Source organism: Bacillus sp. 22475, from assembly GCF_052044835.1.
GTDB classification, from domain to species: domain Bacteria; phylum Bacillota; class Bacilli; order Bacillales; family Bacillaceae_G; genus Bacillus_A; species Bacillus_A cereus.
In genome coordinates this window covers 1-22,374 of the sequence record NZ_JBQENW010000045.1, presented here as the reverse complement: position 1 = coordinate 22,374, position 22,374 = coordinate 1, and the positions used below count along the sequence as shown (strand labels likewise).

The following is a 22,374-nucleotide window of genomic DNA, read 5'->3' as shown; positions in this document are numbered from 1 at the left end:
CTCTACATAAAAGAATTTGAAAATGTAGAGCACTTTAAAATAGAATTAGAAAAATATATAGATTATTATAATACGAAACGGATTAAGGCAAAATTAAAAATGAGCCCGGTACAATACCGGACTCACTTTTATCAAGCTGCCTAATGAAATAACCGTGTCTAACTTTTAGGGGTCACTTCAGTAGCGCAGCAGCCGGTTCAACAAGAACAACCAAAGCAAGAACCACAACAACCAGCACCAGCGCAACAGCTGGAAAAGAAAGAAGAGCCAAAACCGGAACAACCTACTGGAGCATTCGAAAACCCTATGAAAAGCATAAACAAAACAGAGGCAATGAATAAAGTAAAAGAAAAAGCGAAGCAAGATTTCCAAGATGACTATATGACACAAAACTTTGTTGCGGAGGAACAATCAAAAGCATTTGATTTCTTAAACAGTATTGAAATTAAATCACAAGAAGAATTAAATGTAATGAAGAATGCATTGAAAGATTTTTCTAACGACTTTATGACCGCGAAGTTTGTTTATGAAGAGCAAATGAAGGCGAAGAATAAGCAAAGGTAAAACAAAAACGCTATCTTTTAAAAAGGTAGCGTTTTTGTTATGGATTGTAAAGTTATTCCTACATTTGACATATACAGTTTGACTGTATAAAATTAAACTATACAGTTTAACTATATAGTTTAGCTATATAGTTATCGTTACATTGGAGGTCTTTATGAATAGAGATAAAAATTTACCATTAACGGAAACAACGTATTACGTTCTTTTAGCTTTGTTAGAGCCAGCTCATGGATATTTAATTATGCAAAAGGTGGAGGAACTGAGTAATCATCAAGTGAAAATCGCAGCGGGTACATTGTATGGTGCGGTTGAAAATTTATTAAAACAAGGGTTAATAGAATCGGTAAAAAGCGAAGATAAACGAAGAAAAGTGTATGTCATTACGGAACGCGGGAAAGAAGTATTGCATTTAGACTTTATGAGAATGCAGCACATTATTGCAGTTACAAAAAGTTTATTACACGTATAGTTAGGGGGAAACGATGATGTGGAGATTGAAATTCTTTTTAGATTTTGAGAAAGAGGAAAAATGGTTAGAGGAGATGGCTTGGAAAGGCTATCAACTAGAAAGCAATATATTTGGTTATACATTTAGATATACAGAACCGGAAGATGCGACGATTAAAATAGACCATAGAGTATTTAGTAGAAAAAGTGATTTTATTAATTACTGCACATTATTTGAAGATAGTGGCTGGGAGCATATAGCTGGTAATAGGTGGTCAGGTACGCAATATTTTAAAAAGGTAGATGAAGAAAGTGAAGATGACATTTTTTCAGATCCAATGTCACGAGCAGGGAAGTATAAGCGTCTATCTAAAACATTTTTAGAATTAGCGATCTGTTATTTGCCGATATTATTTTTATTTATGTATAGTAATACAATGAATTTAGGAGCCTTTCTAAATCCGAAAGAACTATACTTGACGCCAGGATTATGGGATAAGCAAGGTGTATCATTTCTATGGTCATTCTTATTTGAAACGCCATTTGCATTGATGAGAGGCTTTGCATGTTTGTTTATCCCTGCTGCAATTGTTATGTATTTCGTTTGCTCGTATAAAGCAAATCGATTGTATGAAGAGAGAAGATGATAGGATGGGGTCTCTTAAAGCTGATGCTTTGAGGGGCTTTTTTGAATTTAAAAATGCAACATCTGGGTTATATTGTAAAATATTTACTTTATAAACATTTGAATGTGATATAATTTTAATAATAATATTACTTAGGAGGATGATCATCATTCATACACTTTTAGGTATTATTGGAGTAATTGTTTTACTAGCTTTTGTTATCCATCCCCGGCGTCCCAGACAAGCGTGTCCCTCTAAAAAATAAACTCGCAGTAATCCTTCCATTGACTGTTATAGCCGGTTTCATTTCCTTTTATATATGATTAAAATAAGAACTTATCAAGTAGAAGTATATATATTTTTCTACCAATGTGTAGTTCCACTAGGAGGTTGCTTATAATGAGATTTCATAAATACACAGTAATGCTTATGTTTCTAGCCATCGGCTCAAGCAATGATTTTTAGGTGTCATCACTGCTATTGTCCTCTTGTTAATCGCTGCATGGACCATACAGACGACCAACATAAATAAATTATTGTATTTCTCAATAAACAAAAATAACTTAACATAGTAAAATAATAGTTGGATGGGAGTCTAATACATATTATTAAAATTAAAGTGGTTCAAGTCGGAGGAAGGCACCTTAGGGTGTCTTTTCTTTATTTTGCTAATGAATAGATTGTCCTCTTCTATATAACTCTTTAAAATATAAAATGTGCCATCTTTGCCCTTCCCTTATGAAGGGAGGGACAGGAATGAAAAAACGTAAAAAAAAGGCGACCAAAAAGACAGAATCCCAGTCTTTCGTAAGTAATCTAGCATCGTGGACGACAGTACTGAGAAATATTCATTACTTCTTCACGCAAAGCCAGTTTGTAAAACATATAATTCAATTCATCAAAGAACAAATTGGAATGTAAAAAAGTGCTGCTATGATTAGCAACACTCAACTCAAAAACTAAAGTAGATCGAACACTGAGCTGAAAGTACTGACCATACTTTCTTCGCACAAGACCAAAGTGATTTAGAAGCGGCAAAGATGTCAGTGTTCTATCTTCTACTAAGATTATATTTTATTTTGTCCATAATAGACCTATATATACGTTAATAAAAAAGAAATACCCCAGCGACCAACCGGGGTATTTCATGACCGATAGGAATGAAAAAACTTGGCGACCAAACCTAGCTTTTGTGTTATTCCCATAAAATTTAAAAACTAAGCAACATCTTGTTGCACTTTTATTTTATCATTATCTTTCTCTTATTGGAATACATTAGATTATTTTTTAGATAAGAGTCCAATACATATTATTAAAATTAAAGAGGTTCAAGTCGGAGGAATGAACTTTAGGGTGTCTTTTTTTTTTTTCTAAAAGAGAGTTTTGCTTTCAAGCAGATACATTTTCAATGGATTACTGCCATGAGTATATAGATAAAGTCCATCAAGACATGTATGTTCATGAATATGTAAAATTACATAAAATTTCAGAGAAAAAGAGAGTATACTTTCATATTGTGTAATAAAGATAAAGCTCGCCTACGGAAATAGGCGAGCTTTTTTTACTTATAAAGAAAAGACAACCTTGAAGGTGTCTTTCTTCGATTTGAAACATTTTACTAGGTTAAGTTTTTGTGATAATGAATTCTTTTAATTGGAATGAACCTACGCAGTACATCACTTTATTCTTAAGCATCATTCTCAACAAAAGTGAAGATTTTCATTATCTTTTTAACTACAAAGGGTAATAATTTAGAAGCTAAAAATGCAAGTACGAAAGCAATTCCCCATGTTTTCATCCATGATTTGAGAAATAAAGCTGTATATCCAACATTCATTGAAACCATGACGAAAGAGATAATACTAGATATACCTAAAATCATTAAGATATTAAAAATTAATGGTTCAAATTTTTTATTGATTTTCAAAATTAACACCTATTTTCTATATATGCTTTGCTGCCCGATTTCACCAACATCTAATCTTACAGTTTGAAATCTAGGTTGTCCAGTTTGTTTTACTTTGGTGCAATAGCAATATTGTTTGGAATAAAGTTTCACCATATTGCTATTAAACTAAAATATTAAGATTGCACCTAAACGAAATTTATAGCATCGAAGTTCATTTTGGAGGGGGAATGTAATACTAAATTTTTAAAGTATTCGTTACACTTGAACCTCTGCACATTGCGTGGGACTTTTTTCATGAAGAAAGGACACTCACGTGAGCGTCCTTTCGATAGTTTTTAGCAGAAGCAAGCAGCTCCAACGATGATTAATAAAATAAACAATACAACTAATAAAGCAAATCCTCCAGCGAAGCCACAGCCACCACAACTACCACCAAAGCCCATAACAGTTCCTCCTTTAAATAGGAGGAGAAAAACAAAGGTTCACTCATGTGTTTTAACGGATTCCATTTACTTTATGCTTTTTACGAATAAATGGAGCAGGTCCTTTTCAAAATAGATTTATTCTTAGCAGGAGTTCAAAGGAAAAACAGGAGAATCCATATTATTCTTTAAGAGCGAATAGATAGAAATCCGCTTTTATACCTTTCATTAAAATAATACTAGCATTATATATTATAAGGAATACTTGTCCTTAATTGTAAATGAAAGGGGGGAATTGATATGAGCTACGGCTATGGTCATCCTCCTGGAAGATGTCATAAACATCACAATGAAACTTTGTCAACGGGTGTATTACGTAGACATTCCGCTACGTTATTTCTTACTGTTGAAGCTATGAATGTTGATCCAGATGATACTCGTAGAGTAACTGTTGAAATGTTTGATTGGTCATCTGGTTCTCCGGTATTGTTACCATTAATAGACCCTTCAACGCAAACATTGCCACCTAATCGATATGTTACTTTCCGTTCAGCGGCTCTTCCTCCAGCACTTTTTGCTTATGAAGTAAGAATCATTCGTCCGAAAGATAGAGATGTTGTTACGAATGTTTTTGGTCTTAGTGCAATCGTATTTAACCCACAAGAAGGAAATAATGTTTTACAACATGATTTAGTAAAATTAGACCTTAAATAGATTTTATAAAATTCTATTTATTGAGCATAATTAAACAAAAGAGTAGGGTGTAATCCTACTCTTTTTTTAACGTTAACTAGAATTTTAAAAGAAATCCTTCATCATTTTAGCATCTTTAATGTTCACTAGCACACTGTCTACCTTATCTTTCTTCTCATTTTTAGCGATTGTAATTTGTTCCTTATTATCAACCCAAACAAGAAATTCTTCTTTTGAGTCATCTTTATATGTAACGGTAATAGTAGAATGTGCAGATTCTTTCTTTTTTTGATCTAAAGTGATTGTTTTAGGTGTTCCATTTTGAACTGCTGAAACGATAGATTTTATCATTTCTTCGTTATCTGTTTGAGATTTGGAAGTAGTATGATTTGTTGTTTTTAGTATTTCAATGTCTGAAATATTTGCGGAGTTTAATTGAAAGGTATGTTGTGTGCGTTCTTGCTTAACTTGTGAAGCTTTATCTGTAGTCGAGGTGTTTGTACAGCCTATTAAAGTGAAAGATAGAGCGGTTAGAGCGCATATAGATATGGTTTTTTTCATAGTATCCCTCCTCTGGTTTAATTATAGCAATTTTCCGTCAATTTAGGTAGTTATTGTAAGGGAAGATGTTTTAAAGTGGTAAATGATGTTGTTCATTTCTATTAAAATCAAAATTAACATAACTTTTTTCATATTTTATGTTTAACATTTCGAAAATGGGTGTACTACATATAATATAACAAATAATTCATTTTTAAAGGAGGAAGTTAAAGATGGAAACGAAGTACAGTAAACCTTTTGTATATGAATTTATTACGGAGAAAGAGGTCATGAATGCGGCGAATGATCTAGTGAAGAAAGGAATAGACCAAAAAGATATTTACGTATTAACACACGAGAAAGAGAGGACAGATAGAATCGCAGATAATGCAGACGTGAACACGATTGGAATAAAAGAGGAAGGACTTGGGACAAGCATTATTAATGTCTTTCAAAAAACGGGAGATCAGTTAAGAAATAAGATGCAAGAGTTAGGACTTAATGAGGAAGAAGCTAACTTTTATGAAGAAAAGCTGGATGAAGGAAAAATCTTGTTATTCGTTAAGGATTTAGAAAGAGCCGGTGAATGGTTACAAGAAAGAAGATGCACGTATTCTCTTTAAATTTGTATCCTTTAAATCTATAAATCTATTACGAAAAGGAGATTGGAAATATGAGTGAGAGCGGGCTAAAAGAACAAATTACGGGTAAAGTTGAAAAGACAAAGGGACAAGTAAAAGAAGGAATTGGTGAAGTTACAGAAGATAGAGAGTTGAAAAATGAAGGGAAGTGGGAGAAGACGAAGGGAACGATAAAAGAAAAAGTCGGAAAAGTGAAACAAAAGATAAGTGATGGATTGGATAATAAAGAGTAATACATGTTTATCAAGCTTTGGTTACATACCAAAGCTTGATAAATCAAATATAAAAACAATATAGGAGGTTTAATTGTGGGACTTATTATTACGTGTATTGTAGGTGGACTTATTGGTGCGTTAGCTGGAATGATTACGGGAAAAGACTTTCCTTTAGGTATAGTTGGTAATGTGATTGCTGGTTTAATTGGATCTTGGGTAGGTAGTGCGTTATTTGGTCATTGGGGTCCTGAATGGGGAGGCATTTTTGTTCTTCCAGCGTTATTAGGTGCAATCGTCTTTATTTTAATCGTTACATTCTTCTCTAGAATGCTGCGGAAAGCGTAAGTATGATAATGAATAGTAATCTTAAGTTTATTATATATAACTATAAAGTTAATGAACTGATAAATATACATAAAAAAAGCATCCGATTAAAATAATTGGATGCTTTTTTTATGTAATCTGCATAGGAAAGAGTGGGGGATGCCCCCCACTCTTTGAAATTACACTTTCTATTATGTATTAAACCATCGTTACTTTTTCACAATTATTTATTCTTACGACCTGCCTCGGTTCTATATGAGATAAGTCCTCGCTATTACCTATATCAACTACAATTGTATTCGTTAGTATGTTAATAATGGAACCAACTAACGTTGTAGCATGATCGTGTCGATAAGAAAATTGAACGAAATCTCCCTTTTTAAAGTTGTGCTCTTCCATAGATAGATCCCCCTAAAAATAATGTTTATACATTATACATACACAAATTTATAAGTTTTAAACATTTAGTAGTATTTTTTACGTGTTAAGCCGAGAAAGGTGTAGAAAATTTATTTATAATGAAAATAAAAAAATATGTTTGAAATTAATTTTTATGGGTAATTAAGATAGTAGTAGTTTGAAATAAGGGGGCGGAAATGATGAATTTGGCAATAAATATTTTGCAAAATGATGTAGGTTATAAGGTAGAACTTAATGGTGAGATTGATGCATATACGGCATCAGATTTAAAAAATAAGATCATGCCTATTGCAAGCGAAAAAGAGGTTCAGATTGTAGTAGATTTTAATAACGTAGATTATATGGATAGTACCGGTTTAGGTGTTTTTATAGCGCTATTAAAAGCAATTAAGAAAAGTGATGGAAAACTAGAGTTTATTGGTGTATCTAAAAGATTAAAAAGATTATTTGATATTACAGGGTTAACAGAAATATTAAACTTGAATTCCGATTTTGAAAAAGTTGAAAGAAGGTGACTAGGGATGATGGAGAAATTTGAAAAGATAGAAATGAAAATTCCTGCAAAGGCAGAATATGTGGCTATTATTCGTTTAACAATGGCTGGTGTTGCGAATCGAATGGGCTTTGCTTATGACGATATAGAAGATATGAAAATTGCTATTAGTGAAGCTTGTACAAACATTGTACAACATGCATACAAAGAAGACGTTGGAGAAATTACAATTGTCTTTGGGCTATATGAAAATCGATTAGAAATTATGGTTGCGGATAATGGGGTTAGCTTTGATTTTAATAACTTAAAAAGAAAAGTTGGTCCGTATGATATTAGTAAACCAGTAGAACATTTGCCAGAAAATGGTTTAGGTTTATATTTAATCAATACGTTAATGGATGATATACAAATCATGCATGATGAGGGCATGACGGTTTTAATGACAAAATATATACAAAGAGAGCAGGTGGAGAATGATGGAAATCCAATCTCAACCTACGAATCTTACTAAAGAAGACGTTATTAAACTAATTGCAGACTTCCAACAAAACCAATGTAATGAAGCGCAGGAAAGGTTAGTTAATCATTATAAAAATCTCGTATATTCCATTGCATATCGCTATTCAAAAGGCGGGCCGATGCATGAGGATATTATACAAGTAGGTATGTTAGGGCTTTTAGGCGCAATAAGAAGGTATGATTATTCGATAGGGAATGCTTTTGAGCCGTTTGCAATACCTACGATAGTAGGGGAAATAAAGAAGTATTTGCGTGATAAAACTTGGGGTATTCACGTCCCAAGGCGAATTAAAGATTTAGGCGGGAAAATTAAACTTGCGATAGAGGAGTTAACAGATCACCTGCAACGTTCACCGAAGATAATAGAAATCGCAAATCATTTAGGATTATCTGAAGAGGAAGTTCTAGAAATTATGGATGCCAAAAATAATTATCGAGTATCTTCCTTAGATGATGTAGTTGAAAATTCATCTGATGGAAGTTCGGTAGCAAGAATTGAATCTGTAGGTGAAGTAGAGCAAGGATATGAAGAGACAGAAAGGCGTCTCGTTTTAAAGGATATTTTTAACGTATTAAATGATACGGAAAAGAGTGTTATTCATTATATATTTGGAGAAAATTTAAATCAAAAAGATACAGGGGAACGGTTAGGTATTTCACAAATGCACGTTTCTCGTATTAAAAGACAAGCGATAAGTAAATTGAAGCAAGCCGCATTTTTAGATACATAAAAATTAAAAATAATTATGTTTAAAACATGAGAAAAGGGGTACTTATTAAGTATAGGAGGAGATATGAAAATGTCACACGATGTGAAAGAACTAATCGAAGGATTGAATGAAGATTTAGCAGGAGAATACTCAGCAATTATTATGTATAACCATAATGCAGCTACAGTTTCTGGTATATATAGACAAGTGTTAAAACCTTTCTTTGAATCTGAAATTAGTGATGAACAAGGACATGCCCTATATTTAGCGGAGAAAATTAAGACGCTAGGTGGTACACCTACTACGATCCCTTTACCAGTGAAACAAGTAGAAGATGTTAGAGAAATGTTAGAATCCGCTAGACAATCAGAATATGAAACAATTAAGCGTTATGAAACGAGAAAAGAACAGGCAGCGAAATTAAATATGACAGAGTTAGTTGTAAAGTTAGAAGATATGATTGCAGATGAAACAAATCATATGGAAGAATTAGATCGTCTTTTAAATGATAAAGCAATGGTTTTAAATTAAAAGTAGAAATTTATAGAGTGAAAGAACAAATTCCTATTTCTAGGGGTTTGTTCTTTTGTTGTATAAATATGTTTGAGTAAGAAATTTTCATTTTGTAACTGAGTATGTAATACTAGAAAAATAGAAAATGATAATAGATTTACATTTTAAATAAGAAAAGGGGAAATAACTTGTGTCCATTTTAATTGTTGATGATAATCCGGTTAACATATTTGTAATTGAGAAGATTTTAAAACAAGCCGGATATCATGATCTTGTATCGCTCAATTCTGCACAAGAGCTCTTCGAATACATACAGTTTGGAAAAGATTCTTCCAGGCATAATGAAATTGATTTAATACTATTAGATATTATGATGCCTGAAATTGATGGACTTGAAGTTTGTAGGCGATTACAAAAAGAGGAGAAGTTTAAAGATATCCCTATTATTTTTGTTACAGCTTTAGAGGATGCAAATAAATTGGCCGAAGCTCTTGATATGGGGGCAATGGATTATATTACGAAACCTATAAATAAAGTTGAACTATTAGCACGTATGCGTGTAGCGTTACGCTTGAAATCAGAATTAAATTGGCATAAAGAACAAGAAGAAAATCTTCGGAATGAATTAGATTTAGCTACGCAAGTACAAAGAAACTTATTAAGTAGCCCATTACGAGAAGATCATATAAAAATTGAAGCAAGTTACTTACCTTCATTTAAACTAGCTGGAGATATGTATTATTGGTATAAAATCGATGAAAATCGCTACGGTATTATATTATTAGATGTGATGGGACATGGTGTATCTGCTTCATTAGTTTGTATGTTTATTTCGTCTGTATTACGTGAAACAATTAAATGTTTAATTGATCCAGAACTCGTTATTAAAGAATTAAATAAATATATGACCCTTTTACATAATGAAAATGATAATATTCCTTATTATTTTACGGCGATATACTTAGTTGTTAATACAGAAGATAGAACAGTTGAATATGTAAATGCAGGGCATCCTGCTGGATATGTTTTAGTTGATGAAACAAATGTAGTTGAACTGGATCGCGGGAGTTGTGCAGTAGGCTTTTTTGATGAAATAAAAGTTAAAAAAACAGTTATACCTTTTGAGAAGAACGCTCAAATATTATTGTTTACAGATGGTGTTCTTGAAGCCATTGCAAATGATGAATTTGAGTCTGAAGAGAAATTACGTACTTTTACAGAAAGAAAATGGGGAGATTTAGAAGGCGAGATAGAAGGATTTTACAAGGAAGAACAAAAGAAAGCGCAATCAGATGATATGTGTCTAATTATGATACAAACGAATGCGAAATAAAAAGCGTATGAAATCCAAACAGAGGATTTCATACGCTTTTTATTGTATTTTTTGATAAATTTGTTCACTAGGATTAAATTGGGTATAATGCGGCATTATATTTGAAAAACGAAGAGTTTCTTTATTCCCTAAACATAGAAAACCATTGTGACTTAAGCTTTCATAAAATAGTTGCTGCACTTGATTTTGAAGTTTACTTGTAAAGTAAATTAAAACGTTACGACAAAGTATAATATGAAACTCGTTAAAAGATTGATCGGTTACTAAATTATGCTGTGCAAAAATAATGTTTTGTAACAGTGAAGGATTAAAATAAGCAAAACGATTATCTGTTGAATAATAGTTAGAAAATGCTTGTGTACCGCCAGCTTGTAAATAGTTTTTCGTATAAGTTTGCATTTTATTTAACGGGAGGATGCCTTGTTTTGCTTTTTCTAACACATTTGTATTCATATCTGTTGCGTAAATAACCGACTTTTCACTTAATCCTTCTTCGTGAAGTAAGATGGACATCGATAATACTTCTTCACCAGTTGCGCATCCAGCATGCCAAATTCTAATTTCAGGTTGCTTTTTCAATTCGGGAATAACATGCTCTCTTAGCGCTTTAAAAAAGGCAGGGTTACGGAACATCTCAGTTACATTAATCGAGAAATCATTTAATAACTGTTCTAAAACCCCTTCCTCGTGAATTACTTTTTCAATTAATTTTGAAATGGTTGGGATATTAGAGAGCTGCATTCGATTACAAATCCTTCTATAAATAGATGTGCGAGCATATTGGCGAAAATCAAATCCTGATAGTTTAAATACCGCTTCCAATAGTAATTCAATTTCTAAGTTCGTGCGCTCATCCGTATCTACTGATGGATCAAAATTATAATACTTATTTTCCACTCCAACTAAACCTCACTTATTTTATTAACCATACACTCATTACCGAATAGAGTTGATGTAGGTTTAATGGTTTACTTATATAATCTGAAGCGCCAGCAGATAAACATTTTTCCTTATCATTTGGCATTGCTTTAGCAGTTAATGCGATAATAGGTATTTCATGTAACCCTAAGTTCATTCGGATATTTTCCATCGTTTCATAACCGTCCATATTAGGCATCATAATATCCATTAAAATAAGGTCAATATTTGTATTGCTTTTTAGTATTTCTAAACACTCTATGCCGTTTTGGGCAGTAATAATGTTGGCATTTTGTTTTTTTAATGCATTTTGTAACGCAAATATATTTCGATGATCATCATCGACAATTAAAATGGTTTTCTCTTGGAAGACGTTATTTGTTTCGGTAGTAACGATAGTTTCTTCAACAACTTCAGCAGGAATAACATCTTCTATCGTTGCTGCGACTTCTAAATTGGATAACTGTATATCATGTAATCCATTTGGAAGGTTAGGAATAAATACCGTGAAAGTACTACCTTCTCCTACATTACTCTCTAACGTAATCCAACCACCTAACAATCTAGCAAACTCTTTACAAATAGATAAACCTAGTCCTGTACCACCATACTTTCGAATCGTTGCTCCATCTGCCTGTTGAAAGGCTTCGAAAATAAGTTGATGCTGTTCTTTAGCGATACCAATACCAGTATCTTTTACTGAAATTGTAATCCAATCTTTACTTATAGACTGCATATCATGACTCAAATTGGTTGTTTCTATCGAATCAAAATGTAAAGAAACGGATCCTTTTTCTGTGAATTTAAATGCATTGGATAATAAGTTTTTAATAATTTGCTCGATCCGTTTTGCATCTGTATAAAACAGATTAGGAATCGCATCACTGTCTTCAATCGTAAATTCGACATTTTTTTGTGCAGCTATATGTAAAAAGTTTTGATGCATATTGGCTGCCATGTCACTTATGTTCGTTGCTTCAAAAATGATGTCTAGTTTGCCTGCTTCTACTTTAGATAAATCTAGTATGTCATTAATTAAATTAAGTAAGTCTTTCCCTGATGAATGAATGACAGTTGCTAGTTCAATTTCATCATCCGATAAATGATTATCATGATTTTCTCTTAACATTTCAGATAATAGTAAAATACTATTTAACGGTGTGCGTAATTCATGTGACATATTTGCTAGGAACTCAGATTTGTATTTTGAGCTGCGTAACAACTCGCTTGCTTTTTCTTCTAATTCTGATTTGGTAATTTGTAAGTCAGCTGTCTTTTGTTCAGCTTCTTCAGTTCTAGACTCTAATTGTTCATTCGTTGTTCGTAATTCTTCAGCTTGCATTTGTAGTTCTTCAGCTTGCGTTTGTAATTCTTCTGATTGAACTTGTAACTCTTCTGTCATTGCTTGTGATTCATGTAAAAGAGTTTGAATTCGCATACGTCCTATAATGCTATGGATTGTTAAACCTAGATTATCAATAGTTTGTTGAATTAAATCTTGATGTAAGTCTGAAATCTCAGTTACACTTACTAACTCCATTACTGCAATCACTTCATCCTCAAATAAGATAGGGATGACTAGTAGATTTTTAGGACGTATTTCTAATAAGCCAGTAGTAACGTAACGAAAATCTTCTGGTATATCCCTGAGAATAAAACTTTTCTTTTCTAAGGCAGACTGTCCAATGAAACCTTCACCCATTTTAATAGATTGTTTTCCAATATCAGTACCTTGATCGGCGAAAGAAGCTTTTTTCACATAGTAGACAGTTTCTTCATATTCTTCGCGTACATAGAATGCACCGCAAGAAGTTTGCGTTTTTTGTATAATTCCACTAAGAATTTTTTTACCTAACATCTCAATAGAAGATACACCTTGATACATTAAAATTAATTCAGCAAGCTCAGTTTGTAACCACTCTCTTTTTGATATTTCGTCTAGTAGGTGATTTGTTGTATGAGCAAGATCTTTTATTTCATCATGTGTATTTACATGAATTCTTTCCGTAATTTTTTCTTTAGAAGAAATGGATTTAATAGCTTGAATTACATTTTTAATCGTTTTTGTAATGGAATTCGAAATATAGAGTGAAACGATAATAGAAATACAAGAAAGTAAGAACAATAAACTGTATAACCAAATCTCTAATTTATTATTTTCAGTATCTAATTGTGCAGCTCTTTTTTTCGTTAGTTGCTCCTCAGTGCTCCGGAAGTTAGTTACCTGCGATTGTAATGATTGAATTTGAGTCGTGTCGATTGTTTGTACATTATTACTATTATTATTTGTAATGAGTGGGTGAATCTCTTTATTAATCCAACTAGTAATGTTTTCGTTAATCTGTTTTAATTTTTCTTGCTGAGAGGGGTTATCCTCTAATAAAGCAAAAAGATCTTGATAATGTTTTTCGTAATCCTTTTCCGCAGAGTTAAGGGATTGCACGTAATTAGGGTTATTAGAAATGATAAACCCTTTCGCTTTATTTTCAATTGTTAGTAACTCTTTCTCCACTTGATTCGTTAAATTGAGAACTTTAAAATCGTGATCAATAATAAAATTACGAGATTTTTGTAAGCTGGAAATCTCATTGTTTAACATAATGAAAGAAACAAGTAAGAACAAAATGATAACTAAATAACCAGCCATAATTTTGTAGCGAATACTAAATTTTGCTTTCGAGTTCATTAAAAATTCCTACCTTCAAGGTTATTAAAACTTTTCTATTTTAAAGAATGAAAAACGTAATATATATTATATCAGTTTTCATAAGGTCAAACTAGAAATCCCCCTATTGTATTAGGGGGTTCTTTTTTAATAGAGGAAATCATTTTGAAATATAAAAACATATATGAAAGGTAGTAGACGAGGGAATAGAGGATAACAAACATTCTAAGAAGGGAAGAGTGTTCTTAAAGCTCTTTTTGCATCTATTCCTTCAAAAATAAATAATACAAGATCTCTCTTTTTTACAGTAAGGAAAAAGGATACTAGAGTGCTTAAATTTTTGATTGATGTCATTGTTCCATGTTTACTTATAAATAAATTAGCTTGAAATGTTGTCATTAAAGCATAAAAATGATGAATCTGAGTTATTGTAGGTGTTTCATTATAAGAAATAGTAGTAGAGTGAATGGCGTTCATCGTAATATTCCTTTCCATATAGTAAGCATAACAATATAAACATACCCGTTTTAAAAAATGTTAAACATATAAATAAGAAAAAATATAAGTATAGTTTTTTACGTTTAGAAAAGGTTAGGAAGGGTATACATATACTACAAAGAGATTGACTGAAGATGAATTGTAAGATGTCTATGTTTAGTAGATTAGTCTATTAAAATATACTTTTACTTTAAATAAAAAGGAGCCTGGTATACATGAATGAAATGATGATTGATATTACATTTGATTTAATTTACTTGTTAAGTAGTTCACTTGTAGTACTTTTACTATTCGCTTTTTTCGTAAATGGTTATGTTAATAAGAAGATTAGTGTATACAGAAATGAAGAAAAATCAAGAAACATTATATAAAATTTTAGGAGGTTAATAGTTATGAATTTAGATAGAAAAATAGTAGGCGTTTTTAGAACAATTGATGATGCGGCACTCGTTATTAATGAATTAAATGATAAAGGATACTCAGCAGATAACATTTCAGCTATTGCGAAAAATCAAAAGGAAATTGAACACCTTGAAGAAAAATCGGGTGAAAAAGTAAATCATGAAACTGCACATAAAGCGGATATCTTTTCAGCAACAGGGCTTGTAGCAGGAGGTGTAGCAGGCGGACTCGGTGGTTTATTAACAGGTCTTGGTATACTTGCCGTTTCTGGAATGGGTCCAATCGTAGCAGCAGGACCGATCGCAGCAGCTATTGGAGGAGCCGGTATTGGCGGTGGAGCTGGAAGTTTAATAGGAGCATTTATCGGCTTAGGAATCCCTGAAGCCCATGCTAAGAAATATGAAGAGTATATTTACGATGGAAATATATTAATTTTAGTAGATGCAAAATTAGATGATAAGTTAGAAATCTATAAAATATTTGATAAGCATAATGCCTATAACTCTGATTTCTTTAAATAAAATATAAACAAAGTGAATATCGTTTTTTGATCTTACAACTTTGGCGCGGCCGAGGAGTCGTATGACTATAAGAGAGGAAGGGCTTATAGTAAAAGATCAAGTTCTATCATGTTATTTAAAAGGGAAGAGGTGCCTTTTCGTGATTGTAAAAATATTAAAGGATAGCAGTAATAGTTTCCTTTGTACAGTTCAAAATAAAAATGGAGACCAGTATGTGAAAAAGTGGTTTAGTAAACATGAAAATAATAAAGAATTAGGACGACCAACTTTTAAAGAAGTAGAAAAAGATTGGAAAGAAAATAGAGAATCGTTTATGTATCCTAATGTTAAAGCGCTTTAGTGAACTACTCACAACTTAACGTCCTTACGGACTGTTTGAAGTGGGAGCTTCTTGGGAAGTAGATACTTTTATTAGCTATCTATATTTACCAAGCTATAAGGGTAGTACCTACCCCTAAAGAAAATACCAATTACATGGATAATTTTAGTAAGTTTATACTTGCATTTACATCTCTATCATGATGGCTATTGCATTCAGGGCAAGTCCACTCTCTAAGGCTTAGATTCTTGACTTCCTTATTTTTATAACCACAGCAAGAACACAATTGGCTACTCGCATAATTCTTAGGTGCGATTATCAAATCGCGACCTTTCCATATTGCTTTATAGTCAAGGTGCTCTCTGAATTTAGCCCAAGATACTTCACTGATTGCTTTTGCTAATTTGTGATTCTTTTGCATGTTCTTCACTTTCAAGTCCTCAATCACAATTACTTGGTTTTCGTTTGTGATTTCATTGCTTATCTTGTGAAGAAAATCATTGCGTTGATTCGCAATCTTCTCATGAAGTCTTGCAACTTGTAACCTGGCCTTGTTTCTATTGTTTGAACCTTTCTTTTTACGCGACAAAGAGCGCTGCAGAAGAGCTAATCTTCTTTCGGCTTTTCTCAACCATTTAGGGTTCTCATATTTCTTGCCATTAGACAATATTGCAAAGTCTTTTAGCCCAACATCAATACCAACTTTTGTATCAACTTTAGGAAACAATTGCTCATTTTCTTCTACTAAAATCGATACAAAGTATTTACCAGTAGGTGTTTGAGACACTGTAGTAGACTTAATTAACCCAAAGAATTGTCTGTGCTGTTTAATCTTTACCAAGGTCTTTAGTTTTGGCAGCTTGATATAACCACTCTCAATGTAAACCGTGCCTTTTTGGTTATTTGTTGTATAACTACGATGGTTATCTTTCTTACTTTTGAATTTTGGGAATCCAACAGATTTATCACGGAAAAAGTTAGCGTATGCTTTATTCAAATTCATTTGAGCATTCGCCAACGCAAGACTATCGACTTCCTTTAGGAATGGAAATTCAGCCTTATATTGTGCAGGCGTAGGATATTTAACAGATTTATCAAGTTTATCCTGTGATTCTTGATAAGATTTGATTCTATCTGCAAGCATCTTGTTGTATACAAATCGAACACATCCAAATGTTTTTGAGAAAAACATTTGTTGTTCTTTATTTGGATAGATACGATATTTGTATGATTTTAACATTTCCTACACCTCACTTTTTCCTTGATGTTCAATATATTTCTTTACTACATCTATCGGTGAACCACCCGTAGTAATCAAGCAAAAGCTTCTTGACCAAAACATTTCTTTCCAAAGTTTCTTTCTCACATGGGGAAAGTCTCTCTTGATTAGTCGAGAACTTGCACTTTTATAAGCATTAATGAACTTTGTCATTTCTGTATTCGGATGTGCCTTGAATAAGATATGCACATGGTCTACATCATGATTCCATTCAACTAATGTGATGTTATAGGTTTCAGATAGTCGGACAAAAATGTCTTTTGCATAGTCCGACATATCATCATCAAATACATTTCTTCTGTATTTCACGACCAATACAAGGTGACAATAAAAGGCAAAGCCTTTTGGCTACGCCAAACCGAAATTCATCTCCCACCTATCGTTGGGCTACGCCCTTCACACACTTGAGGAAGGAGAATTCTTACGGGGAATTCGTTAAATAGAATAGGCGTTTCATTCTTACAAAATTGTCACACTCCTGTAAGGTAATTCAATAGATTAGATATTTTTTCTGTGTCATAATAAAGACATAAGAAAGCTAATTAAAACTACAACTTATTAGGAGAGTGTCAGTCATGATTGTAACAACAACGTCTGGAATTCAAGGTAAAGAAATTATTGAGTATATCGATATTGTAAATGGTGAAGCTATTATGGGTGCAAATATTGTCCGCGATTTATTCGCTTCCGTTCGTGATGTTGTCGGTGGTCGTGCTGGTTCTTACGAAAGCAAGCTAAAAGAAGCTCGTGATATCGCAATGGATGAAATGAAAGAACTTGCAAAACAAAAAGGTGCGAACGCTATCGTTGGTATTGACGTAGATTACGAAGTTGTTCGTGATGGAATGTTAATGGTTGCTGTAAGTGGTACAGCTGTACGTATATAAGTAAATAAAAAACAGGCTCCCCCTTAAAGTTCATGCTTTGAGGGGATTTTTTTGTTTCATGATTAAAGTTAAAATGAAGAAGAGTTGATGGCGTATTATAAGTACAAAAAATAAGCAAAACGTTATTGTAAAAGATGCTAGGATTGGGGGTATTGCACGGGAATTTAGATAATAAGCAGACGCACCCGCTTATTTCAAATATAGTATATATCGTTTTCAAGGAGAAAAGTAAGAAATACAGCAATCTTTATATATGTTTAACGAGAGTGTTAACTTTATGATAAATAAAAAAATTGTTATTTGAGGTAAGGGGAGAAATAATGGTATGAATAACTTTAGAAAGTGTATAGTTAATAGAAATAAACGATGGAGTATGTAAAGAGTTATATTACATAAAAATTTATTATGAATGGAGGCGGTTAAACTATGTTTTGGTTAGGATGTTTTTTAGGATACATTGTAGGTTCTGTTATTACATGTGCGCTACTTTACTTTGGATATAGATCCAATGAAAATAAAAAAGCGGATATGCAAAAAGGGGAGGAGAGAAAAATCAATAAAAGAGGTGTATAGTAGGCGAAAGGTAAGGTGATAACATTGATGCAAAAATAAAGGACAGTTACATATTTCATATGATTACTATGTACTGTCCCGCTTATTCCTTTTGAATTAGGAAAAATTGTTTCCTGTCTTGCTATAAATTTCATAAGCAAAAAATCCAAATAAATAGCCTATTCCAGATCCTAAACTAACTGAAAGTAGTAATGAATCAGGAGAAAATATGCCAACAATAATACCGATCAAACACCCTAAAAGCATTCCTATTGGTATTAAACTATCTAATAAAACTTGAGCGTTTTTTGATTTTTTCTTATCTAAGTTACCGTTGTTATATTTATGTTTAAGACTTCTAATCACATATACTACAATTCCTCCGGCTATTACAACAGGCGTAATTGCTGTGAGTAACCACATGTTAGAATCTCCTTTCGCTTTTTTAATTAAATTACATAAGCTACTTAAAATTCTATGCTACTAAATGGATTGATAGTTGAATGTACTCAATTTAATAACTCGTCAAAAACACTTTCCCTTTCGTTTTCTCAGCAGACTGCACAACATCAACCGCCGCTTTCACATCTGCTAAGTCATATGTAGAATGTACTGTCATAAAACGTAATTGCTTATTTTCTACTAAACGAATTAAGTGACGAAACGTCTCTTGCCATTTATATGCGGACACATCTTTATTCCAATGTCGTAAATGAAATATGTTCGCGTGCACTTTTGCTTTCGTGACAATCTCTGCCCAGTTTACTTGTACGCCCGATAGAAGACCTATCGTTAAAAAGTGTCCGTTTGGCCTTAAGGAAAAAGCTAATTCATTTCCATCCGGTCCCCCAATAGAATCAATCGCAGCGTCTGCACCTCTGCCGTTTGTTAATGTCATAACTGTTTCATAAAGCGGGGCAGTGGAAGTATCTATTACATGATGAGCGCCAAGTTGAAGTAATTCCTCTGTATGTTTACTATTTCTTGTCACCGCAATGAATCGGAAGTTTAAAATTTGAGATAACTGCGCAAATAGATGGCCAATAGCGGATCCACAAGCATTTACTAATAAAACGTCATTTCGTTTTAAGTTTAGCGTTTCCGTACATGTAACCCACGCAGTAAGGGGATTAATATACATTTGTGCCGCTGTAAAATCATCAATGGAATCAGGAATAGGGACTACAAAATCAGCTAATGTCTTCACATATTCTTGCCAAGTACCTTCCCCGCGTAAAGGTAACACACGTTTACCGATAAGGTCTCTAGAAACAAAAGCACCTACATCTTCTACAATACCAACACCTTCATAACCAGGTATGTTAGGCAAAGGGATTCTATGTGCGTATGCTCCAGTGATGGGAATTAAGTCAGATGGATTAATCGGTCTAACTAGCATACGAACGAAAACTTCATTATCTTTCAGTGGTTCTATATTTTTATATTCAACTTGTAATACGTCTTTTGGATTGCCAAACTTATGAAATTGAATGCATGTTCCAAGCAAAGTAATTTGCCCCCTTAGTTTCATTGGGTTTATTATAGCATTTTTAGTTTGGGTGGTTATTTTGTTAGTGATAAATAGGGTTTTTAATTTACGTATTTATCAGAATTTTATAAAATGTGTATATAACTATAAAATGGGGGGATTTCTTCATGTGTACTAGTTTGACGTTACAAACTAAAAATTTCCAACATCTTTTTGCGAGAACAATGGATTTCACATTAGATATGAATCAAGAAGTAATAATCATTCCTCGGCGTTATCAGTGGAACAATATAACTGGTGAAACGATCCGAGCGAAAAAGGCTGTTGTCGGAATGGGAATTAATTTTGGAGGAAGGGTCATGATGGCGGACGGAGTAAATGAAGCTGGTATGACATGTGCAACTCTCTATTTCCCAGGATTTGCTACTTATAGTAATCATATAGATAGCAATAAAACGAATGTAGCGCCATTTGATTTTGTGACTTGGAGCCTCACGCAGTTCAATTCTGTTGAAGAGGTAAGAAAATCTATTGATAGCATTGCCTTTATAGATGTGCCATTACCAGTTTTAGGAATCAATCCGCCGCTACATTGGATTTTAGCAGACAAATCGGGAGCGTGTATTGTACTTGAGCCGACAGCTGATGGAATAAAAGTGTATGACAATCCAATAGGAGTGATGACTAATAGTCCGGAGTTTAATTGGCATTTACAAAATTTAAGACAATATATTGGTCTTAAATCGCAGCCATTTGCGCCAACGGAGTGGGGAGATGTACCATTAAGTGCTTTTGGTCAAGGTTCAGGAACGATGGGACTTCCTGGAGATTTTACCCCGCCATCAAGATTTGTACGGGCAGCATATGGCAAACAAAACATTCAAAGTATAGAGAACGAAGAAGAGGGGATATCGGCTATTTTTCATATCTTATCAAATTGTGAGGTTCCTAAGGGGGCAGTAATAACAGAAGACGGTATATTAGATAATACGATCTATACAAGTGCAATGTGTATGGAGTCTGGAACATATTATTACCATACTTACGATTGTAGACAAATTATAGCCATTCATTTATTCAATGAAGATTTAGATACAGCTGAGATTAAAACGTATCCGTTCCAGCGGAAGCAAAAAATCTTTTATGAAAACTGATAAAAACACCTCCATTGAATTTGCATACTTATGAAGTGACCCAATGAAATAAGACAAGGAAAAAACACCTCTTATACCGTATTTAATTTAAATACGAATATACGGAGGTGTTTCTTTTATGGGAACGAGAAAATCTTATTCAGAAGAAATTAAATGGAAAGCAATCGAACTGAAAAAACAAGGATACACAAATAAAGAAATTATGGAACAATTAGGAATTAAAAATAAAGCACAGATTAAAACTTGGATGAAGTGGCATCGTGAAGGTGAAACGTATCGTTTTAGTCGCCCTGTAGGAAAACAAAGTACGCTACAAAAGGCTAGTGAAGAAGGTATAACTGAAATCGAGAAGCTTCAGATAGAGAATCGGAAATTAAAAATGCAACTAGATATTTTAAAAAAGTACCAAGAAATCGAGAGGAGTTGGTTAAAGAAGTAGTTGTAGAAGTAGTGGAGTTAATGAAAGATGAGTACTCCATTAAAGAGATATGTATATTAATTGGTATACCTCGTTCTACTTATTATCGATGGAAAAATAAAGTGAAAGATGTAAAGGAAGCAAAATTAGAACAGGCTATTTTGACAATTTGTATGACAAATCACTTTCGATATGGACATCGCAAAGTTACTGCTTTATTGAAACGAAAATATAATTATCACCTAAATCGAAAAACTGTACAAAAAATAATGCAAAAGAAAAATTTACAATGTAGGGTTAAAAGAAAGAGAAGAACCTGGATCAATGGAGAAAGTAGAATTGTTGTAGAGAATCTCTTAAATAGAAACTTTCAAGCTAACAAGCCAAATGAAAAATGGGTTACAGACATTACATATTTGCCATTTGGTACAGAGATGTTGTATTTATCAAGTATTATGGATTTATATAACAATGAAATCATTGCATATGAAATAAGTAACAGACAAGACGTAACACTCGTCTTAAGAACAGTTGAGAAGGCGATAAAACTGCAACAAAAGACTCAAATTATACTACATAGTGATCAAGGGGCCGTGTATACCTCCTACGCTTTCCAAACGTTATCTAAAAAAAATGGCATTACCACAAGTATGTCCCGTAAAGGAAATTGTCATGATAATGCCGTAATAGAATCTTTTCATTCCTCATTGAAATCTGAATTGTTTTATTCCCAAGAAAAACAAATACATTCAACTTCTACTCTCAAACAACTCATTCACGATTACATTGAGTATTATAATACGGAACGTATTCAAGAAAAGTTAAACTACCTGTCTCCTATAGAATACAAGAAACAGGTAGCATAGGTGTTTTTTTCATGTACCAAATTCGTGGGTCAGTTCA

Annotated in this window: 30 protein-coding genes and 2 pseudogenes; 21 read left to right on the top strand and 11 right to left on the bottom strand. The window is 32.9% G+C overall.

The genetic code is table 11. The features are described from left to right. The 5 genes and pseudogenes from ACTJJY_RS29990 to ACTJJY_RS29970 all read left to right on the top strand — a co-directional run. Window positions 1-144, top strand: a 144-nt coding sequence (locus tag ACTJJY_RS29990) for an IS3 family transposase (protein WP_152530538.1), incomplete at its 5' end; no start/stop codon positions are given. Window positions 145-180: 36 nt separating this feature from the next. After that, a pseudogene (locus ACTJJY_RS29985) lies at window positions 181-564 on the top strand (hypothetical protein); the annotation flags it as partial. Window positions 565-718: 154 nt separating this feature from the next. Next, a complete protein-coding gene (locus ACTJJY_RS29980; RefSeq protein WP_001078063.1) occupies window positions 719-1,033 on the top strand; it encodes a PadR family transcriptional regulator in 315 nt (104 codons plus the stop codon). Window positions 1,034-1,046: 13 nt separating this feature from the next. After that, window positions 1,047-1,658, top strand: coding sequence for a DUF2812 domain-containing protein (locus ACTJJY_RS29975; RefSeq protein WP_440607278.1), 612 nt, complete (start codon window positions 1,047-1,049; stop codon window positions 1,656-1,658). 735 nt (window positions 1,659-2,393) lie between these two features. Continuing rightward, the gene (locus ACTJJY_RS29970; RefSeq protein WP_000746319.1) at window positions 2,394-2,558 is read left to right on the top strand and encodes a hypothetical protein; all 165 of its coding nucleotides are present in this window, start codon (window positions 2,394-2,396) and stop codon (window positions 2,556-2,558) included. Between the two features lie 766 nt (window positions 2,559-3,324). Here the strand turns inward: ACTJJY_RS29970 and ACTJJY_RS29965 are convergent. Further along, window positions 3,325-3,564 carry a DUF2798 domain-containing protein gene (locus ACTJJY_RS29965; RefSeq protein ID WP_000700226.1) on the bottom strand — a complete coding sequence of 80 codons (240 nt, stop codon included), beginning with the start codon at window positions 3,562-3,564 and terminating at the stop codon, window positions 3,325-3,327. 317 nt (window positions 3,565-3,881) lie between these two features. Continuing rightward, window positions 3,882-3,989 carry a YjcZ family sporulation protein gene (locus tag ACTJJY_RS29960; protein WP_000505670.1) on the bottom strand — a complete coding sequence of 36 codons (108 nt, stop codon included), beginning with the start codon at window positions 3,987-3,989 and terminating at the stop codon, window positions 3,882-3,884. Between the two features lie 279 nt (window positions 3,990-4,268). Between ACTJJY_RS29960 and ACTJJY_RS29955 the strand changes: the two genes are divergently transcribed. After that, the gene (locus ACTJJY_RS29955) at window positions 4,269-4,682 is read left to right on the top strand and encodes a hypothetical protein (protein ID WP_440607277.1); all 414 of its coding nucleotides are present in this window, start codon (window positions 4,269-4,271) and stop codon (window positions 4,680-4,682) included. Between the two features lie 84 nt (window positions 4,683-4,766). Here the strand turns inward: ACTJJY_RS29955 and ACTJJY_RS29950 are convergent, their stop codons facing one another. Next, window positions 4,767-5,222: a hypothetical protein gene (locus tag ACTJJY_RS29950; protein ID WP_440607276.1), complete on the bottom strand. Its 456-nt coding sequence runs from the start codon at window positions 5,220-5,222 to the stop codon at window positions 4,767-4,769. A 212-nt stretch (window positions 5,223-5,434) separates the two neighbouring features. Here ACTJJY_RS29950 and ACTJJY_RS29945 point away from each other — a divergent pair, with 212 nt between their 5' ends. From ACTJJY_RS29945 to ACTJJY_RS29935, 3 genes are all read left to right on the top strand, one after another. Beyond that, entirely contained in the window at window positions 5,435-5,824 is a 390-nt protein-coding gene (locus ACTJJY_RS29945; RefSeq protein ID WP_440607275.1) for a general stress protein, read from the top strand. 50 nt (window positions 5,825-5,874) lie between these two features. Next, the gene (locus ACTJJY_RS29940; RefSeq protein WP_000004267.1) at window positions 5,875-6,075 is read left to right on the top strand and encodes a CsbD family protein; all 201 of its coding nucleotides are present in this window, start codon (window positions 5,875-5,877) and stop codon (window positions 6,073-6,075) included. 75 nt (window positions 6,076-6,150) lie between these two features. Further along, window positions 6,151-6,402 (top strand): GlsB/YeaQ/YmgE family stress response membrane protein, encoded by a 252-nt coding sequence (locus tag ACTJJY_RS29935; RefSeq protein WP_000522903.1) that lies wholly within the window; start codon window positions 6,151-6,153, stop codon window positions 6,400-6,402. A 177-nt stretch (window positions 6,403-6,579) separates the two neighbouring features. Here the strand turns inward: ACTJJY_RS29935 and ACTJJY_RS29930 are convergent, their stop codons facing one another. Beyond that, the gene (locus tag ACTJJY_RS29930) at window positions 6,580-6,780 is read right to left on the bottom strand and encodes a hypothetical protein (protein ID WP_029442044.1); all 201 of its coding nucleotides are present in this window, start codon (window positions 6,778-6,780) and stop codon (window positions 6,580-6,582) included. Window positions 6,781-6,977: 197 nt separating this feature from the next. Between ACTJJY_RS29930 and ACTJJY_RS29925 the strand changes: the two genes are divergently transcribed. From ACTJJY_RS29925 to ACTJJY_RS29905, 5 genes are all read left to right on the top strand, one after another. Beyond that, complete coding sequence (locus ACTJJY_RS29925) at window positions 6,978-7,316, top strand: STAS domain-containing protein (protein ID WP_440607274.1); 339 nt, start codon at window positions 6,978-6,980, stop codon at window positions 7,314-7,316. A 6-nt stretch (window positions 7,317-7,322) separates the two neighbouring features. Then, the gene (rsbW, locus tag ACTJJY_RS29920) at window positions 7,323-7,805 is read left to right on the top strand and encodes an anti-sigma B factor RsbW (protein ID WP_440607273.1); all 483 of its coding nucleotides are present in this window, start codon (window positions 7,323-7,325) and stop codon (window positions 7,803-7,805) included. After that, window positions 7,768-8,544 carry an RNA polymerase sigma factor SigB gene (gene sigB, locus ACTJJY_RS29915; protein ID WP_440607272.1) on the top strand — a complete coding sequence of 259 codons (777 nt, stop codon included), beginning with the start codon at window positions 7,768-7,770 and terminating at the stop codon, window positions 8,542-8,544. The genes rsbW and sigB overlap by 38 nt, the downstream gene beginning before the upstream one ends. Before the next feature lie 69 nt (window positions 8,545-8,613). Then, window positions 8,614-9,054, top strand: coding sequence for a ferritin-like domain-containing protein (locus ACTJJY_RS29910; protein WP_000017755.1), 441 nt, complete (start codon window positions 8,614-8,616; stop codon window positions 9,052-9,054). Window positions 9,055-9,226: 172 nt separating this feature from the next. Continuing rightward, window positions 9,227-10,369 (top strand): SpoIIE family protein phosphatase, encoded by a 1,143-nt coding sequence (locus ACTJJY_RS29905; RefSeq protein ID WP_440607271.1) that lies wholly within the window; start codon window positions 9,227-9,229, stop codon window positions 10,367-10,369. 39 nt (window positions 10,370-10,408) lie between these two features. Here ACTJJY_RS29905 and ACTJJY_RS29900 read toward each other — a convergent pair whose 3' ends face one another. The 3 genes from ACTJJY_RS29900 to ACTJJY_RS29890 form a co-directional block, all read right to left on the bottom strand. Then, window positions 10,409-11,266: a CheR family methyltransferase gene (locus ACTJJY_RS29900; RefSeq protein ID WP_000429046.1), complete on the bottom strand. Its 858-nt coding sequence runs from the start codon at window positions 11,264-11,266 to the stop codon at window positions 10,409-10,411. Between the two features lie 16 nt (window positions 11,267-11,282). After that, window positions 11,283-13,973: an ATP-binding protein gene (locus tag ACTJJY_RS29895; RefSeq protein ID WP_440607270.1), complete on the bottom strand. Its 2,691-nt coding sequence runs from the start codon at window positions 13,971-13,973 to the stop codon at window positions 11,283-11,285. Window positions 13,974-14,177: 204 nt separating this feature from the next. Continuing rightward, on the bottom strand, window positions 14,178-14,429 hold the full coding sequence (locus ACTJJY_RS29890) for a hypothetical protein (RefSeq protein ID WP_000991352.1): 252 nt from the start codon (window positions 14,427-14,429) through the stop codon (window positions 14,178-14,180). 236 nt (window positions 14,430-14,665) lie between these two features. On the opposite strand from ACTJJY_RS29890, the gene ACTJJY_RS29885 reads away from it, so the two are divergent. From ACTJJY_RS29885 to ACTJJY_RS29875, 3 genes are all read left to right on the top strand, one after another. Next, window positions 14,666-14,821, top strand: coding sequence for a hypothetical protein (locus tag ACTJJY_RS29885; protein WP_098356077.1), 156 nt, complete (start codon window positions 14,666-14,668; stop codon window positions 14,819-14,821). Between the two features lie 21 nt (window positions 14,822-14,842). Next, complete coding sequence (locus ACTJJY_RS29880) at window positions 14,843-15,373, top strand: general stress protein (RefSeq protein ID WP_440607269.1); 531 nt, start codon at window positions 14,843-14,845, stop codon at window positions 15,371-15,373. A gap of 139 nt (window positions 15,374-15,512) precedes the next feature. Further along, a complete protein-coding gene (locus ACTJJY_RS29875; RefSeq protein WP_440607268.1) occupies window positions 15,513-15,713 on the top strand; it encodes a DUF4028 family protein in 201 nt (66 codons plus the stop codon). Window positions 15,714-15,843: 130 nt separating this feature from the next. On the opposite strand, the gene tnpB is transcribed toward ACTJJY_RS29875, so the two are convergent. Both tnpB and tnpA read right to left on the bottom strand, forming a co-directional pair. Continuing rightward, entirely contained in the window at window positions 15,844-16,932 is a 1,089-nt protein-coding gene (tnpB, locus tag ACTJJY_RS29870) for an IS200/IS605 family element RNA-guided endonuclease TnpB (protein WP_404455701.1), read from the bottom strand. A 3-nt stretch (window positions 16,933-16,935) separates the two neighbouring features. Then, window positions 16,936-17,310: pseudogene (gene tnpA, locus ACTJJY_RS29865) on the bottom strand (IS200/IS605 family transposase); the annotation flags it as partial. A 236-nt stretch (window positions 17,311-17,546) separates the two neighbouring features. Here tnpA and ACTJJY_RS29860 point away from each other — a divergent pair. After that, window positions 17,547-17,858 carry a YbjQ family protein gene (locus ACTJJY_RS29860; RefSeq protein WP_000637510.1) on the top strand — a complete coding sequence of 104 codons (312 nt, stop codon included), beginning with the start codon at window positions 17,547-17,549 and terminating at the stop codon, window positions 17,856-17,858. Window positions 17,859-18,284: 426 nt separating this feature from the next. Then, window positions 18,285-18,431, top strand: coding sequence for a hypothetical protein (locus ACTJJY_RS29855; RefSeq protein WP_000498632.1), 147 nt, complete (start codon window positions 18,285-18,287; stop codon window positions 18,429-18,431). A gap of 96 nt (window positions 18,432-18,527) precedes the next feature. On the opposite strand, the gene ACTJJY_RS29850 is transcribed toward ACTJJY_RS29855, so the two are convergent. Beyond that, window positions 18,528-18,833: a hypothetical protein gene (locus ACTJJY_RS29850; protein ID WP_440607267.1), complete on the bottom strand. Its 306-nt coding sequence runs from the start codon at window positions 18,831-18,833 to the stop codon at window positions 18,528-18,530. Window positions 18,834-18,924: 91 nt separating this feature from the next. Next, window positions 18,925-19,917: a zinc-dependent alcohol dehydrogenase family protein gene (locus ACTJJY_RS29845; RefSeq protein WP_440607266.1), complete on the bottom strand. Its 993-nt coding sequence runs from the start codon at window positions 19,915-19,917 to the stop codon at window positions 18,925-18,927. 149 nt (window positions 19,918-20,066) lie between these two features. Here ACTJJY_RS29845 and bsh point away from each other — a divergent pair, with 149 nt between their 5' ends. Together bsh and ACTJJY_RS29835 are read left to right on the top strand one after the other, a co-directional pair. Further along, complete coding sequence (gene bsh, locus ACTJJY_RS29840) at window positions 20,067-21,053, top strand: choloylglycine hydrolase (protein ID WP_440607265.1); 987 nt, start codon at window positions 20,067-20,069, stop codon at window positions 21,051-21,053. Between the two features lie 118 nt (window positions 21,054-21,171). After that, window positions 21,172-22,337, top strand: a protein-coding gene (locus tag ACTJJY_RS29835; protein ID WP_088092380.1) for an IS3 family transposase whose coding sequence is annotated in 2 segments (ribosomal slippage) — window positions 21,172-21,469 and window positions 21,469-22,337 — 1,167 coding nt in all. Because the reading frame shifts where the segments join, the coding sequence is not laid out codon by codon here. Window positions 22,338-22,374: the final 37 nt, after the last annotated feature.